This is a genomic window from Micromonospora sp. NPDC052213, from assembly GCF_040679695.1.
Lineage (GTDB): Bacteria > Actinomycetota > Actinomycetes > Mycobacteriales > Micromonosporaceae > Micromonospora.
In genome coordinates this window covers 1-15,136 of sequence record NZ_JBFAVI010000036.1, presented here as the reverse complement: position 1 = coordinate 15,136, position 15,136 = coordinate 1, and the positions used below count along the sequence as shown (strand labels likewise).

At 74.4% G+C, this 15,136-nt stretch carries 13 protein-coding genes; 5 read left to right on the top strand and 8 right to left on the bottom strand.

Annotated features, from left to right (window positions below; genetic code table 11):
- The first annotated feature begins 181 nt into the window (after nt 1–181).
- Together AB0L34_RS12090 and AB0L34_RS12085 are read left to right on the top strand one after the other, a co-directional pair.
- Nucleotides 182–613 (top strand): hypothetical protein, encoded by a 432-nt coding sequence (locus AB0L34_RS12090; protein WP_357458908.1) that lies wholly within the window; start codon nt 182–184, stop codon nt 611–613.
- A gap of 47 nt (nt 614–660) precedes the next feature.
- Nucleotides 661–936, top strand: a complete 276-nt coding sequence (locus AB0L34_RS12085) for a hypothetical protein (RefSeq protein WP_350684079.1) — start codon at nt 661–663, stop codon at nt 934–936.
- 408 nt (nt 937–1,344) lie between these two features.
- Here the strand turns inward: AB0L34_RS12085 and AB0L34_RS12080 are convergent, their stop codons facing one another.
- Both AB0L34_RS12080 and AB0L34_RS12075 read right to left on the bottom strand, forming a co-directional pair.
- The gene (locus tag AB0L34_RS12080; protein ID WP_363704226.1) at nt 1,345–2,052 is read right to left on the bottom strand and encodes an HAD family hydrolase; all 708 of its coding nucleotides are present in this window, start codon (nt 2,050–2,052) and stop codon (nt 1,345–1,347) included.
- Between the two features lie 102 nt (nt 2,053–2,154).
- A complete protein-coding gene (locus AB0L34_RS12075; RefSeq protein ID WP_363704224.1) occupies nt 2,155–4,860 on the bottom strand; it encodes a glucosidase in 2,706 nt (901 codons plus the stop codon).
- 42 nt (nt 4,861–4,902) lie between these two features.
- Between AB0L34_RS12075 and AB0L34_RS12070 the strand changes: the two genes are divergently transcribed.
- The 3 genes from AB0L34_RS12070 to AB0L34_RS12060 all read left to right on the top strand — a co-directional run bounded on the left by AB0L34_RS12070 (nt 4,903) and on the right by AB0L34_RS12060 (nt 9,369).
- Nucleotides 4,903–6,846 carry an amylo-alpha-1,6-glucosidase gene (locus AB0L34_RS12070; protein WP_363704222.1) on the top strand — a complete coding sequence of 648 codons (1,944 nt, stop codon included), beginning with the start codon at nt 4,903–4,905 and terminating at the stop codon, nt 6,844–6,846.
- A 140-nt stretch (nt 6,847–6,986) separates the two neighbouring features.
- Complete coding sequence (locus tag AB0L34_RS12065) at nt 6,987–8,318, top strand: glycosyltransferase family 4 protein (protein ID WP_363704220.1); 1,332 nt, start codon at nt 6,987–6,989, stop codon at nt 8,316–8,318.
- Nucleotides 8,319–8,559: 241 nt separating this feature from the next.
- Nucleotides 8,560–9,369: a metal-dependent hydrolase gene (locus AB0L34_RS12060; RefSeq protein WP_350711186.1), complete on the top strand. Its 810-nt coding sequence runs from the start codon at nt 8,560–8,562 to the stop codon at nt 9,367–9,369.
- A 16-nt stretch (nt 9,370–9,385) separates the two neighbouring features.
- Here AB0L34_RS12060 and AB0L34_RS12055 read toward each other — a convergent pair whose 3' ends face one another.
- The 6 genes from AB0L34_RS12055 to AB0L34_RS12030 all read right to left on the bottom strand — a co-directional run.
- The gene (locus tag AB0L34_RS12055) at nt 9,386–10,447 is read right to left on the bottom strand and encodes a phosphotransferase (protein WP_363704218.1); all 1,062 of its coding nucleotides are present in this window, start codon (nt 10,445–10,447) and stop codon (nt 9,386–9,388) included.
- 11 nt (nt 10,448–10,458) lie between these two features.
- Nucleotides 10,459–11,013: a hypothetical protein gene (locus AB0L34_RS12050; RefSeq protein ID WP_363704216.1), complete on the bottom strand. Its 555-nt coding sequence runs from the start codon at nt 11,011–11,013 to the stop codon at nt 10,459–10,461.
- Nucleotides 11,014–11,206: 193 nt separating this feature from the next.
- Complete coding sequence (locus AB0L34_RS12045) at nt 11,207–12,382, bottom strand: zinc-dependent alcohol dehydrogenase (protein WP_363704214.1); 1,176 nt, start codon at nt 12,380–12,382, stop codon at nt 11,207–11,209.
- 56 nt (nt 12,383–12,438) lie between these two features.
- On the bottom strand, nt 12,439–13,032 hold the full coding sequence (locus AB0L34_RS12040) for a nucleotidyltransferase family protein (protein ID WP_363704288.1): 594 nt from the start codon (nt 13,030–13,032) through the stop codon (nt 12,439–12,441).
- Between the two features lie 194 nt (nt 13,033–13,226).
- Complete coding sequence (locus tag AB0L34_RS12035; RefSeq protein ID WP_363704212.1) at nt 13,227–13,769, bottom strand: hypothetical protein; 543 nt, start codon at nt 13,767–13,769, stop codon at nt 13,227–13,229.
- A gap of 29 nt (nt 13,770–13,798) precedes the next feature.
- On the bottom strand, nt 13,799–15,136 hold a 1,338-nt coding region (locus AB0L34_RS12030), incomplete at its 5' end, for a bifunctional 3'-5' exonuclease/DNA polymerase (protein WP_363704210.1).

Below are 15,136 nucleotides of genomic sequence, written 5' to 3'. Positions count from 1 at the left end.
GAGCTACCGAGCGGCCGGCCGGTCGACTAACGTTTCCGTAGCTCCGCAGCCAGCGCGTTCGCCGCCGACGTCGACACGCCTCCGGCCGACCCCATCCTGTCCGATCGGTTGGTTCTCGCGGGAACTCCCCTGCACCGCTCCACCGGTTGGGCAGGATCGTCCCCAACGAGGAGGTGCCGTCGTGCAGGACACCCGCGCTCTCGCCCTGACGTTCGAGGTGAGCGGCCTGCCACCGGTCAAGACCGAGGCGCTGTCCATCTTCGCCGCCGGGCACCGGCAGGCGACGAGGGTCCGCGCCCTGCTCCTGGCGGCCTGCGAGGCGGCCCAGCGCACCGGCTGGACCCCGCTGTCGGGGCCGGTCGAGGTGGACCTCGTGCTGCGCTGCCCGCCGGGGCACCGCACCTCCGACGCCAGCACCCTGCTCGGCGGGGTGTGCGCGGTGCTCCAGGACAAGAAGCGGGTGGCCAGCATCGGCCTGGCGCACCTCGGCGTCCTCGTGGACGTCGCCCTCTACGACGACGACCGGCAGATCCGCCGGCTGTCGTACGTGGAGGAACCGGCCGAGGAATTCTCGTACCAGGTGCGGGTCGCCGCCGCACCGAACGTGGTTTGACCGACGGCCGTGGTGGGGTACCGCGGACGCCGACGAAGGGAGCGCCGATGTCGGAGCCACATGTCACGCTGGACCCTCGCGGGCTCGATCCCGTGCAGCAGAAGCTGCGCGGCCCGCTGGAGGACCAGCTGACCTCGGCGCTGCAGGCCGCGACGGAACGGGTCCGGGCCAGCTACGCCGGTGAGCCGGTCGAGCAGGTCTGCCAGCGGCTGCTCGACGAGACGCGCGGCGGCCTGCACCCCGACATCGCGGCCGGATTCCAGCCGGACATGGACGAGTTCTGCCGGGTGGCGGTGGCGATCGTGCGCGGCGAGGTCTCCTGAGAGGTCTGTCCGCCGGGGGCGGGTCAGGACCGGGTCCGCAACTCCCCGATCCTGACCCCCAGCCGTCCGGCGTGGTAGCGGACATCACCGAATGAGCGCGCGGGCGTGGCACGCCGCCCACGCCGGGCTCACCACGGCGAGCCTGCCGCCTGCACTCAGCTCCACGGTGCCCAACTACCGGACTTCGGCGCGCCCCCGACTCACCCCGACGAGCCGTGAGCGCCGGATCAGGTTAGGCGCGCGTCCGCGGGCCGGACAAGGACGAACCGGGTCCGAGCGAGCGTGATTGATGTCAAGGTGAAAAAGCGGCATGTCGACGTAACGCGGCCCCCCGGACCAGCGCTGTTCCCCGTCGAGGCGACCACCGTGCCGCGGTCCTCGCGCCGCTGCCCGCGACCAGCGTACGGCTCAGAAGTGGAGCAGCAGTTCGGGGAACGCGGACAGCCGCAGCACGCCCCGGTCGGCCGGGTCCAACTCGGCGTGCTCCAGCACCCAGGTGTTGTCGTTGGGGATGAACACGGCGTTCATGCCGGCGGCGCGGGCGGGCAGGATGTCGGACTTCGGGGAGTTGCCGATCATCCAGGCGACGGCCGGGTCGATGTCGTGCTCCCGGGTCAGCCACCGGTAGGTGTCGACGTCCTTCTCCGGCACGATGTGGGCGGCCCGGAAGTGGTGCAGCAGCCCGGAGGCGTCGAGCTTGCGCTGCTGGTCCTCGGGCTCGCCCTTGGTCAGCAGCAACAGCTCGTGCCGGCCGGCCAGGTCGTCCAGCGCCTCGGCCACCCCCGGCATCAGCTCCACCCGGTGATCGGCCAGCGCCGCCGCCAGACCCTCGATCTCGCGCCGCTCGGCCTCCGTGGCGGGCCGCTGGCGCAGCCGCTCCAGGCACTCGGCCAGGCTGCGCAGGAAGACCTTGCTGCCGTAGCCGTGCGCGACCGTGTTGGCCCGCTCGATGTCGTCCAGGATGGCGCGGGTCTCGGCGCGGTCGAGCGTGGGGTGGTCCAGCCACTCCAGGAAGTCGTCGATCACCCGCTCGAACAGGATGTTGTTCTCCCAGAGCGTGTCGTCGGCGTCGAAGACGAGCACCTGCCGGCCGCGCCGGCGCGTCGTGTCTGCCATTGCTTTCCCTCCCGTTGGCGGCCGGCGCCACGGTACTGCCCTCCGCCGACGCGGTCATCCGGGTTCCGCCGGGCCTTGACGGGTGCCCGGGGCGCCGCCCGGTCAGCGGCGCAGGGTGAGGATCAGGTCGGCGACCAGCGCCGTCCAGCCCGTCTGGTGCCAGGCGCCCAGGCCCGCCCCGTTGTCGCCGTGGAAGTACTCCGGGAAGCAGATCAGGTCCCGCCAGTCCGGGTGGGTCTGGAAGAGCTGGGCGGCGCCGTAGATTGGCCGCCGGCCCCAGCCGTCGCGGGTGAACAGCGAGATCAGCCGCGCGGAGAGGTCGTCGGCGATCTCGTCGAGCGTCCGCTTCACCCCCGAGCGGGTCGGGTACTCCACCTGCAGGTCGTCGCCGAAGAACGTGGCGTAGTCGCGTAGCGCGCTGATCAGCAGGAAGTTCGTCGGCATCCAGATCGGGCCGCGCCAGTTGGAGTTGCCCCCGAACAGGCCACTGGTCGACTCGGCCGGCTCGTAGCCGACGCTGAACTCCTGGCCGCCGAGGGTCACCGAGAACGGCTTGTCCAGGTGGGCCCGGGACAGCGTCCGCAGGCCGTACTCGGAGAGGAACTCGTCGGGGTCGAGCATCCGGGCCAGCAGCGGGACGATCTGCTCCGGGCCGACCATGGACAGCAGCCGGTGCTGGCGGCCGTCCGGGCCGAGCCGCCGGGCGCCGACCACGTCGGCGTACTCGGGGCGGTTGGTGAGGAACCAGCGCAGCCGGGCGCCCAGCTCGGGCAGCCGGTGCAGGGTACGCGCGGTGAGCCGGGTGGTGGCGGCCAGCGGCAGCAGCCCCACCACCGAGCGGACCTTCAGCGGCACCTTCGTGCCGTCGGCGAGCCGCAGCACGTCGTAGAAGAACGCGTCCTCGTCGTCCCACAGGCCCTGCTCGTACGCGGCGGCCGCGATGTAGGCGAAGTGCTCGAAGAACTTGGTGGCGGTGTCGACCCAGGTGCGGTCGTGCTCGGCCAGCACGATCGCGATGTCGAGCAGGTTGAGGGCGTACATGGCCATCCAGCCGGTGCCGTCGGACTGCTCCAGCACCCCCGCCACGGGCAGCGCCGCCGAACGGTCGAACGGGCCGACGTTGTCCAGCCCGAGGAAGCCGCCCTCGAAGACGTTGTTGCCGCCGGTGTCCTTGCGGTTGACCCACCAGGTGAAGTTGAGCAGCAGCTTGTGCATCGCCCGGGCCAGGAAATCGTGGTCCCGGCTGCCGTCGATCTCGAACACCTTGAGCGCCGCCCAGGCGTGCACCGGCGGGTTCACGTCGCCGAACGCCCACTCGTACGCCGGGATCTGCCCGTTGGGGTGCAGGTACCACTCGCGGAGCAGGAGCAGCAGCTGCGCCTTGGCGAAGCCGGGGTCGACCCGGGCGATGCTGACGCAGTGGAAGGCCAGGTCCCAGGCCGCGTACCAGGGGTACTCCCACGGGTCCGGCATGGAGATCACGTCGAAGCTGCTCATGTGCCACCAGGCGCTGTTGCGCCCGTGTCGGCGACCGGGCGGTGGCGCGGACCCGGGATCGCCCTCCAGCCAGCGCTTGACGTCGAAGTGGTAGAACTGCTTGCCCCACATCAGCCCGGCGATCGCCTGCCGGGCGACCAGGGCCTCGTCCGGGGTCGCCGCGGCCGGGATCACGCCGGCGAAGAACCGGTTCGCCTCCGCCCGCCGGGCCCAGACCACCGCGTCGAAGCCGTCGCCGAGGTCCGCCGGCGGGGGCGGGGTGCCGCCCGGCGGCGGGGCGGTACGGGTCAGCCGCAGCCGGATCCGCCGCTGCGCGCCGGCCGGCACGTCCAGCACGTAGTGCAGCGCGCCCTTGGTGCCCTCCCGGGCCGGGTTGACCGTCGCGGCCCCGTCCACGACGTGGTCGTTGATGCCGTCCTTCGGGTAGCGGGACCGGCTGCGCAGCCCCCAGAGCCGCTCGGCGTTGCTGTCGTTGTCGCAGAGCAGCGGCGTGGGCTCGCCGTCGCCCTCCAGCAGCAGCTGGCCGAGCACCCGGTGCTCCCCCACCAGCCGCGACCCCTCCCCGACCAGCCGAGGCACCCGGTCGCAGCCGGGCAGCCCCCACGCCCAGGTGTTACGGAACCAGAGGGTGGGCAGCACGTGCAGGGTGGCCGCCCGGTCGCCCCGGTTGGCGACCGTGACGACGATGCACATGTCCGTCGGGGTTGCCTTGGCGTAGTCGACGGTCACCGCCCAGTACCGGTCGTCGTCGAAGATGCCGGTGTCGACCAGCTCGTACTCGGTGTCGTCCCGGCCGCGCAGGGCGTTGACCGCGACCAGCTCGTCGTACGGGAAGGCGGCCTGCGGGTAGTGGTACCGCCAGCGCATCCACGAGTGGGTGGGCGTGGAGTCCTCGTACCACCAGTACTCCTTGGCGTCCTCCCCGTGGTTGCCGCCGTCGCCGCCGAGGCCGAACATCCGCTCCTTGAGGATCGGGTCCTTGCCGTTCCACAGGGCGAGGGCGAAGCAGAACGTCTGCCGGTCGTCGCAGACGCCGGCCATCCCGTCCTCGCTCCACCGGTAGGCTCGGGACCGCGCGTGGTCGTGCGGGAAGTAGTCCCAGGCCGTACCGTGCTCGCTGTAGTCCTCCCGTACCGTCCCCCACGCCCGTTCGGACAGATAGGGACCCCATGCGCGCCAGTCCTGCTCCCCGGCGTCGGCCTGAGCCAGCCGGAGTCGTTCGGGGTCGGGCGCGCGGTCGTCGGGGGGCGGCACGTCGGTGATCACTCGCACATCTTCGACGCCGCCGGGGGACTTCACCACACGGGCCATTCTCGTCGTGGTCCGTCGCACGCCGCGGCCGGTGGAGGAAAGTTGATCGACATTAGCTTTGGCCCGCAGGTGTGCGGCGACCTGACCGGCGGGGCGACCCGGGAGTGGCTGGTCACCGACGGCCTCGGCGGGTACGCCATGGGCACCGTCAGCGGCCTGCGGACCCGCCGCTACCACGGCCTGCTGGTGGTGGCCGGTGAGAGGCCGGCGTCCCGGCGGGTGGGACTGGTCAGCCTGGACCCGGCGGTGGTCCTCCCCTCCGGCGCGCGGGTGCGCCTGGGCGCGCACGAGTGGGCCTCCGGCGACGTCGACCCGCGCGGCTTCGAGCTGCTGGAGCGGTTCGACCTGACCGACGGCCTGCCCCGGTGGCGCTGGCGGGTCGGCGACGTGGTGATCGAGCGCGAGCTGGCGATGACGCACGGCCGCCCGTGCGTGGCGGTGGTGCACCGGCTCGTCTCCGGCGGGCCGGTGCGGCTGGAACTGGCGGCGGCCTGCACCTGGCGGGACGCGCACGGCGAGCGCCGCGCCGACGGGCCGGCCCCGCGGGTGGAGCCGGTGCCGGGCGGGGCGGTGGTGGAGGGCGGGTTCCGGCTCGCCGGGCCGGACTGGACGCCGGAGGGCCAGTGGTGGCACGGCGCGCACCACCGCGAGGAGGCGGCGCGCGGCCTGCACCCCGACGAGGATCTCTGGTACGCCGGTCGCTTCTCGGGGGAGCTGGGCGGGCCGGGCGACACGGTGTCGGTGCTCGCCTGGGCCGGCGACCTGGCGCAGGAGCCGCCGCCGGCGACCGAGGTGGTGGCGGGGGCCCGGGCCCGCAACCGGCGGGTCGTGGCGGCGGCGACGCCGGCGGACCCGGTCGAGGCGACGCTCGCGCTGGCCGCGGACGCCTTCGTGATCCGCACCGGCACCGGGCCGGACGTGGTGGCCGGCTACCCGTGGTTCGGCGCCTGGTCGCGGGACACGATGATCTCCTACGAGGGGCTGTTCCTCTGCACCAACCGGGCCGACGAGGGCCGCGAGCTGCTGCGGGCGTACGCGGCGACGCTGTCGGAGGGGATGCTCGCCAACACCGCCGACACCGGCCGGGTGGAGTACAACACCGTCGACGCGACGCTGTGGTTCCTGCACGCGGTGAGCCGGCACGTCACCGTCACCGGCGACACCGACCTCGGCGACGAACTGCTGCCCGCTCTGCGCGGGGTGGTCGACGCGCACCTGGCCGGCACCCGGTTCGGCATCGCCGTCGACCCGGCCGACGGGCTGGTCACCCAGGGCGGCACCCCGGGCACGGCGCTGACCTGGATGGACGCCCGGGTGCACGGGGTGCCGGTCACGCCGCGTACCGGCAAGCCGGTGGAGGTCAACGCGCTGTGGGTCAACGGGCTGGCCGGCCTCGCCGAGCTGACCGGGCTGGCCGGGCGGGACGCGACCGACCTGTGGCGGCTGCACGAGCGGGCCGTCGCCGCGTTCCGGGACCGGTTTCCCGCCCCGGCGGGCTGGCTGCACGACGTGGTGGACGCGCCCGCGCCGGCGTACCCGCTGGGCGGTGCCGCGCACCACGACGACGACCTGCTGCGCCCCAACCAGTTGCTGGCCTGGTCGCTGCCGTACGCCCCGCTGGAGCCCGACGAGCCCACGCTGCGCCGGGTCGCCGGCGGCCTGCTCACCCCGCTGGGCCCGCGCAGCCTCTCCCCCGACTCGCCGGAGTTCGTCGGGCGGCACCGGGGCGGGCCGGCCGAGCGGGACGGCGCCTACCACCAGGGCACCGTGTGGCCCTGGCTGCTCGGCCCGTACGCCGACGCGGCCCGGCGGGCCAAGCTGCCGGTTGACGACCTTTTCGTGGGCATCGAAGCTCATCTGACCGAATACGGGCTGGGATCGGTGAGCGAGACGGCCGACGGCCTCCCGCCGCACGGCGCGACCGGCTGCCCGTTCCAGGCGTGGTCGGTCGCCGAGGTGCTGCGCGTGCGCCGCACCCGCCGGTAGCGCTTTACACGACCGCAACGGCGGCGTCTCCGCTGGTTAGCCAGCCGCCAGGAGGATGGGTGCCGATCCGGTCGCGACACCCGACGGGCACCCTCCGCGATGCCGGCACGCGCGCTCGGAGACAACTCAGAGGGGGCCGCATGTCACCTGACGCCGACGTGATCGACATCCACCCCGCCCGGCAGCAGCGGGTGCTGATGCTCTCCTGGGAGTACCCGCCCGTGCTCGTGGGCGGGCTCGGCCGGCACGTGCACGCCCTGTCGGTGGCCCTGGCCGCCGCCGGGCACGAGGTCACCGTCGTCACCCGGCACGCCGACGGCGCGCCCCTCGAGGAGTACGCCGACGGTGTCCGCATCCTGCGCGCCGCCGAGGACCCGGTGACCTTCCCGCTGGCCACCTCCTCCCTGCTCGCCTGGACGATGGCGTTCAACCACACGCTGACCCGGGCCGCCCTGCGGGCCACCGGGGCCGGCTCGTACGACGTGATCCACGCCCACGACTGGCTCGTCGCGCACACCGCCGTCACGCTCGCCGAGCACCTGGACCTGCCGCTGGTCAGCACCATCCACGCCACCGAGGCCGGCCGGCACCAGGGCTGGCTGCCGGAGGAGCTGAACCGCACCATCCACGGCGTCGAGCACTGGCTGAGCAACGCCTCCGCCCGGGTGATCGCCTGCTCCGGCTACATGCGCGAGCAGGTCGCCACGCTCTTCGACCTGCCGGCCGACCGGATCGACGTGGTGCCCAACGGGGTCGACGACCGGGCCTGGCGGGCGCGCCCCGGGGCGGTCGCCTCGGCCCGCGCCCGGTTCGCCGGGGACGGCCCTCTCGTCGGGTACGCCGGCCGGCTGGTCTACGAGAAGGGCGTGCAGCACCTGGTGCACGCCGTGCCGCACCTGCGCGACCGGCACCCCGGGCTGCGGGTGGTGATCGCGGGCGACGGCCCCTACCGCGCCGAGTTGGAGGAGGAGGCCCGCCGGCTCGCGCTCGGGCAGACCGTGCGCTTCGCCGGCTTCCTGGACTCGACCCAGCTCCCGGCGCTGCTCGGCGCCACCGACGCGACCGTGGTCCCCAGCCTCTACGAGCCCTTCGGGATGGTGGCCCTGGAGGCGGCGGCGGCCGGCGCGCCCCTCGCGGTGGCCCGCACCGGCGGCCTCGCGGAGATCGTCGAGCCGGGCGTGACCGGCGTGACCTTCCCGCACAGCGACCCGGACGCCCTCGCCGGCGCGGTCGACCGGCTCATCGGCGACGAGGTCTTCGCCCGACGGGTGGCCCGGCGGGCCCGCACCATGGTCGGCCGGCGGTACGGCTGGGCCACCATCGCGGCCCGGACCACCGGCACGTACGCGACCGCCCGCCGCGAGCACGGCCCGGCGCGGGCCCGGCAGGCCGCCGCCCGGCTCGGCGAGCCCCGGCCGAAGATCACCATCCCCGAGGGAAACCTCCTCGCGGTCGGCGGCGCCGCCTGCTGAACCGGCCGGCACCGCACCGGACGGCGTGCCACCCCACCCCCGCGCGACACGCCGTCCGGTGGCCGACAGAACGGCCCTGCCCGCCCGTCGGCACGCGATACTTCCTGGTGGCCCGGCATCGACCGGCACCCCCTCCCCGGCACCACCCTCTGTGGACCGTCCGGGTGATGCCCTGCGCCACGGCGGCGAACTACAGTGGCGTAGTTTTGGCGCTCAAGATCCCTGGGGAGGGCGAGCCGACATGATGGGACCGTCCCACGCGCTGTCCGGCGCGGCGGTGTGGCTGACCGGGTCCTGGGCGCTGGACCACTTCGCCAACTACCACCAGACCCCGCTGGAGCTCGCCGTCGGCACCGCGGTCTGCGCCGGCGGGGCGCTCTTCCCCGACCTCGACCTGTCCGGCAAGGTGACCCGCAACCAGGGCGGGGCCACCGTCGCCCGCACCTTCGGCGTGTTCTCGCTCTTCATCGCCGAGGTGATGGAGAAGATCTCGCTCGGGGTCTACTACGCGACCAAGCTCAGCAAGGACCCCCGCCGCAACAACGGCCACCGGACGCTGACCCACACCATCCCGTTCACCCTGCTGGTCGGCTGGGGCACCACCACGCTCTGCGCCGCGTACGGCAAGTGGGCGGTGATCGGCATCCTGTTCTTCATGTTCGGGCTGGCCCTGCGCGGGCTGTTCGACAAGTGGGCGGAGCGGGCCGGCTGGGTCATCGTGACCCTCGCGTCGGCCGGGGCTGCCTGGTTCACCTTCGCCAACCTGCCCGGCGACCGGGGCTACCCGCTGATCGGCACCGCCGTCGGCGTGGGCTGCTTCGTGCACATCCTCGGCGACATGATCACCCGGGCGGGCGTGCCGATCCTGTGGCCGATCCCGATCAAACGTCGGATGTGGACGCCGATCGGCCTGCCGAACAAGATCGCCCTGCGGGCCGGCAGCAAGACCGAGGTGATCGTCGTCCGGGCCGTACTGACGGCGGTCTCGGTGCTCGCCGCGCTCGGGCTGGTCGCCCCGTCGGTGTTGCAGCGTTTCAACATCGAGGGCTGAGCGACCCCCCGGGCTGTCAGGACAGCGCCTCGGCGGCCCAGCGCGCCAGCAACTCCAGCACCGGCCGGCGGCCGGCCATCATCTCCGCCTCGTCACGCCCGTCGTACGTCCCGCTGATCGCGGTCCGGCCGAGCCGGCCGAGCATCATCGGCGCCAGCCAGAAGTACTTGGCCGCCCCGGTGAGCCGGACGGCCCGGACGACCACGGCCGGTGCGACGGCGCCGCGCAGCCCCTCGACGTAGCGGTCGACCACCGTGGCGGCCACCTCGTCGAGCAGGGAGACGTCGACCAGCCCGTCGAGGACGGTGTCGAGTACCAGGTTCGCCGCGTCCTCGCCGAGCGGCCCCGGCCCGACGCCCGACCAGTCCAGCAGCACCGGACCGCCGTCGCCGAACACCAGGTTCATCGGCCAGCAGTCGTGGTGACAGAGCGTGCGGGGCAGCGCGTCGGTGGCCGCCAGCACCTCGTGCCGCCGCTCCCACAGCGCGCGCAGGGCGTCGCGCAGGGGGCGCGGCCAGGCGGCGACGGCGACCGGGTGCTCCCACGGCACCGGGGCGGCCACCGGCCGGGTGAGCGTGTAGTCCCGCAGCCAGTCCCGCGCCAGCCAGTCCGGCACCCGGCCGCCCGGCAGCAGGTCCCGCGCCTCGGGATCGCCCAGCCAGCGGGCGTGTCCTGCGCCGAGCCGGGCGGCAACCTCGCCGAGGTCGACAGGCGTGCAGGCGATGCCCGGCCGGCCGGTCGCCTCGGCCAGCCACAGCGCCACCGAGCCGTCCGGCCGGTCGTCGACCGCCAGCGGCGTCGGCGCGGCCAGCCCCGCGTCGGCGTACGCGGCGGTGGCCAGGCCGCTGCGGTACGCCTCGACCTCGCGTCGCCAGTAGTTCCAATGCCCTGGCTCGTCGCTGCCGGCCCAGTGCGCCGGGCCGGGGCGGCCGGGCGGGGTGACCAGCTTCAGCACAGCCGCTTGTCCGTCCCGGCAGGTGCGCCAGATGCCGCCGGTCACCCCGTTGAGCGTGTTGTGGATGAGCTGCTCGGCCGGCACGCCGGCGGGGACCAGGTCGGCCGGTGGACGGTCCGGCACGCCGGTCACCGTCAGGGCCGGTCGGCGTGGTCGGCCCGGCGGGCCGCCGGCACCGGGCCCTCGGAGCCGCCGGGCGACGGCTGGGCGGGCACGGTGTCGGACGGGCCGGTGCGGCGCCAGCGGGCGAGGAACCGGGTCGCGGCCGGCGAGCCGTGCACGACGGCGGCGTAGGCCACGACGGGGCAGAGCAGCGCCGCCGTCGTGAGCGGCCAGGCCAGCGCCGCGTCGGCGACGGCCGTCTCCGTGACCGCCGCGACGCCGCCGACGTACAGCCCGACGATCACCGCGGCGACGGCGCAGGCCACCAGCGTGCGGGCCACCGGCCCGCGGCGGCTCGCGGCGGCGTCGGCGATCACGACGGCCGGCGCCACCGCCAGCGGCACGAGCGCGGCACCCAGCAGGGCGGCGACCAGCACCCAGAACGGCCCGGCCACCGGACTGCCCAGGGGAGCACCCGTGACCAGCGCCAACACGAACAGCGCCAGGTAGCAGACCACCGCCTCGACGACGAACACCAGCCAGGCGGTCACCGCCCCGGCGACGTACCGGGCCACCGTGCCGATCATGGAACCTCCCCGGTTGCGGACTCCCCCGGCCCGCGTCGGCGAGCGGCGCCGCGCCGCGCCCGCCGACGCTATCGGAAGGACCGCCCGTCGTGCGTCCCCGCCTGACGCGGGGCACGTCGCCGACGGGCAGGAGCGACGTCACGCCTGGCGCCCGGGTGAGCGGCGGTGCGCCGGCCCGCTTCGGCGGTCGCGGTCACCCTGCCGGCTCGAAGACGACCCGTACGCAACCGTCGAGCCTGTTCCTGAACAGGTGGTAGCCCTGCGGGGCGTCGGCGAGCGGCATGGTGTGGGTCGCGAGGTGTTCGGTGACGAGGTCGCCGCGGGCCATGCGCTCCAGCAGCATCGGAATGTAGCGCTGTCCGTGCTGCCGGGCGCCGCGCAGGGTGAGGCCCTTGTTCGTCACGGCCCCGAGCGGGAACTTGTCGACCGGGCCGGCGTAGCCGCCGAGGAGGAACACGCTTCCGCCCTTGCGGCAGTGGTGGATCGCCTCGCGGGCGGCGACGGGACGCTCCGATTCGAGGCGCAACTGCTGCTTGACCTGGTCGAACAGGAACTGCGGGCCGCTGCTGCGGGCCTGCGTGCCGACGGCCTCGATGCACACGTCGGGTCCGCGTCCGCCACTGCGTTCCCGCAGTTCACCGCCGACGTCCTGGGTCTGGTGGTTGAGCGTCTCCACCCCCAGGTGGTCCCGCGCCATCCGCAACCGGTACTCCATCCGGTCGATCACGATGACGCGCTCCGCGCCGAGCAGGACGGCTGCGCGTGCTGCCAGCTGTCCGACCGCGCCGGCGCCCCAGACGGCGACCACGTCGCCGGCCCTGACGCCACCGAGATCGGCGCCCATCCAACCCGTCGGGGCGGCGTCGGAGGCGAACACGGCCCGCTCGTCGCTGACGCCGTCCGGGACCGTGAAGGCCCCGTGGTCGGCGTAGGGGACGCGGACGTACTCGGCGTGGCTGCCCGCGAAACCGCCCAGGGCGTGCGAGTAGCCGTAGCATCCGCCCGGCGCAAAGCCCCACCGGCCCTCGGTGACGGCCGGGTTGGTGTTGCCGTTGTCGCACAGCGAGAACTGCTGTTGCCGGCAGTGCCAGCAGCGCCCGCAGGCGACGAAGGAGCAGACCACCACGCGGTCGCCCACCCTGTGCTCGCGTACCTGCGGGCCGACCTCGACGACCTCGCCGAGGAACTCGTGGCCCAGCACGTCACCGTGCTCCATGAACGGGATGTAGCCATCCAGCAGGTGCAGGTCCGAGCCGCAGGTGGCGGTCTTCCGCACCTGGACGATCATGTCCTGTTCGTTGCGCAGCTGCGGATCCGGCACCCGCGTCACGGCAAGCTCGTTGCTGCCCTGCCACACCAACGCCTTCACGGTCGCCCCTTCCGGCGCTGACCAGGCACAGTCACCGACGCCGGTGGGCGGGGCATCTAGACGCCGACCCGCTGGGGCGGGACCGTCAGCCCGTAGAGCGCCATCAGTTCCGGGCTGTCGATCCGGCTGCCGTCGGCGACCGAGTCGCAGGAGATGTCGACGATCTGGTCCTTGTGGGCCAGCAGGTAGGGCCGGGCGCCGACGTCCGCGCTGGCCAGGGTGGCGATGCCGGACCAGTGCCGGCGCCCGAACAGCATCGGGTAGCCGCGCAGCCCGGCGTACGTGGCGCAGACCAGCACGTCGGGGTACGGCAGCGCGGTCACCCGGCGGACGGCGGCGGCGGTGAGGCCGGGCATGTCGACCGGGACGACCACGACCGCCTCGATCCCCTCGTCGTCGAGCGCGGCCAGGCCGGCCCGGATGGACGAGCCGACGCCGGTGCCCCACGCCCGGTTGATCACCACCGTGGCCCGGCTCAGGTCGGCCGTCTCGCGGACCTGGTCGGCCGCCGCGCCCAGCACGACCACGATCTGCTCGCAGCCCGCCTCGGTCATCGTGTCGATCATCTGGTCCACCAGCGGCTTCTCCCCGTGGTGCAGCAGGGCCTCCGGGCCACCGATGCGGCGTCCCCCGCCCGCGGCGATGATCATTCCTGCGATCCGGTTCAGCTGGGCCCCCTCCACCATGGAGCGGGCCGTGCCGCGAGGCACGGCCCGCTCCGTCGTACGGACATCGGGAGCAACGAGGACGAGGCGAGCCGGGTAGCGGGGCGAAAGGGGAAAATAGTGCAACTGTTACCAACCGGCAACCCCGCCGGATCGCCCGCCACGGACTGTGCGGCCGGTCAGGACGACGCCCTCGCCGCGGCGACCGCGACCGACATCGGGTCACGGGGTGGACGCGGAAGCAGGCGGGCAAGGTCGCCGTGGGTCTCGGCGAGGAACCCGCCCGCCGTGGCCGAGTAGATCGACATCAGCATCGCCGGCTGGAAGGGCAGCAGGCCCGGGCCCGCCAGCGCGGCACGACGCTCGCCCAGCGACACCGGACGGTAGGGCACCTCCAGCGCGGCGGCGAGACCGGCCGCCGTGAGCGCGACGGGCCCCGTCAGCTCGTACGTACGGTGGCGGTGCGCGGCGGGGTCGGCGGCCACCCGCACGGCCGCGTCGGCCAGGTCCTGCCGGGCCACCGCCGCCAACGCGCCCGCGCCGAACGGGGCGGTCACCGCGCCGCCGACGGGGGCTGCCAACTGGCCGAACAGCTCCGCGTAGAGCCCGTTGCGCAGGATCGTCCAGCCCAGCCGGCTCTCCCGCAGGCGGCGCTCCGTCCACCGGTGCGCCAACGCGAACGCCAGATGGTCGCCGGCCCCGACCAGGCTCGTGAAGACCACGTGTTCCACCGTCTCCTGACCGGGCCCCGTCACGCGGCGTCCGCGTAGCAGTCGACGACGGAGAGGTCCAGCGGGAAGCGGACCGGGGTGTCGCCGAAGAGCAGGGCGGCGGCCCGCTCGCCGGCGCGGGTGACCGCCTCGGCGACCGCGCCGGCCTGCTCCGCCGGACAGTGCACGATCACCTCGTCGTGCTGGAAGAAGACCAGCTCGGCGCGGGTGCCGGCGAGCCCGCCGCGCAGCGTCGCCAGCAGGGTCGAGGCCCACTCGGCGGCGGTGGCCTGGATGACGAAGTTGCGGGTGAACCGCCCCCGGGACCGGGCCGCCCGGGCGCGCGGCGACTGCGGGTCGCCGCCGCCGTCGGGGTCGGCCTCCTCGCCGTCGCCGAACCCGGCCGTGCCGGGCGGGCAGGTGCGCCCCAGCCAGGAACGCACGAGCCCGCCGGCCTCGCCGGTGCGGGCGGCCGCCTCGACGTAGCCGAAGGCGGTCGGGTAGTTGCGCCGCAGCACCGCCAGCGCAGGCACCGCCGACCCGCCGGTCTGTCCGTACATGGCCCCGAGCAGGGCCACCTTGGCGCGGGCCCGGTCACCGGCGAAGGCGTCCTGGGCGAGGGCGGCGTAGAGGTCGCCGGCGCCGCCGGCCGCGGCGAGCCGGGCGTCGCCCGAGACCGCGGCGAGCACCCTCGGCTCCAACTGGCCCGCGTCGGCGACCACGAACCGCCAGCCCGGGTCGGCGACCACCGCCCGCCGGATCACCTTGGGGATCTGCAGCGCGCCCCCGCCCCGGGTGGCCCACCGGCCGGAGACCACCCCGCCCGGGACGTACTCCGGCTGGAACCGCCCGTCGCGCACCCAGGCGTCGCGCCAGGCCCAGCCGTGCGCCGTCCAGATCCGGTACAGCTCCTTGTATTCCAGGACCAGCGGCACCGCCGGGTGGTCCACCCCGCGCAGCACCCAGGCGCGGGTGTTGGGCAGCTCCACGCCGGCCCGGGCGAACGCCCGCAACAGCTCCGCCGGGGAGTCGGCGTGCAGTTGGCGTACGCCGAACACATCGGCGATCCGGGCGGCCAGCTCGGCCAGCCGGCGGGGCGGGCCGCCGACCGGGGACGGCTCGCCCAGCAGCTCGGCGAGGATCTCGTCGTGCACCTCGGCCCGCCAGGGCAACCCGGCGGCACCCATCTCCACGGCGATCAGCGCGCCGGCCGACTCGGCGGCGACCAGCAGCCGGAACCGGCCGGGGTGCTCGGTCGCGGCGATCCGGGCGAGCTGGTCGGCGTACACCCGGGTCAGCGCCTCGATGCCCGGGCCCGGCGGGCCGGGCAGGGCGTCGAAGAGCGCGCCCTGGCCGTGGCCGGGCGGCGCGGCCGGGCG

Coding starts and splice junctions, on each gene's coding strand:
- AB0L34_RS12050 (WP_363704216.1), bottom strand. CDS start 11,013: ATGATCGGCACGGTGGCCCGGTACGTCGCCGGGGCGGTGACCGCCTGG.
- AB0L34_RS12080 (WP_363704226.1), bottom strand. CDS start 2,052: ATGGCAGACACGACGCGCCGGCGCGGCCGGCAGGTGCTCGTCTTCGAC.
- AB0L34_RS12040 (WP_363704288.1), bottom strand. CDS start 13,032: ATGATCATCGCCGCGGGCGGGGGACGCCGCATCGGTGGCCCGGAGGCC.
- AB0L34_RS12065 (WP_363704220.1), top strand. CDS start 6,987: ATGTCACCTGACGCCGACGTGATCGACATCCACCCCGCCCGGCAGCAG.
- AB0L34_RS12085 (WP_350684079.1), top strand. CDS start 661: ATGTCGGAGCCACATGTCACGCTGGACCCTCGCGGGCTCGATCCCGTG.
- AB0L34_RS12060 (WP_350711186.1), top strand. CDS start 8,560: ATGATGGGACCGTCCCACGCGCTGTCCGGCGCGGCGGTGTGGCTGACC.
- AB0L34_RS12075 (WP_363704224.1), bottom strand. CDS start 4,860: ATGGCCCGTGTGGTGAAGTCCCCCGGCGGCGTCGAAGATGTGCGAGTG.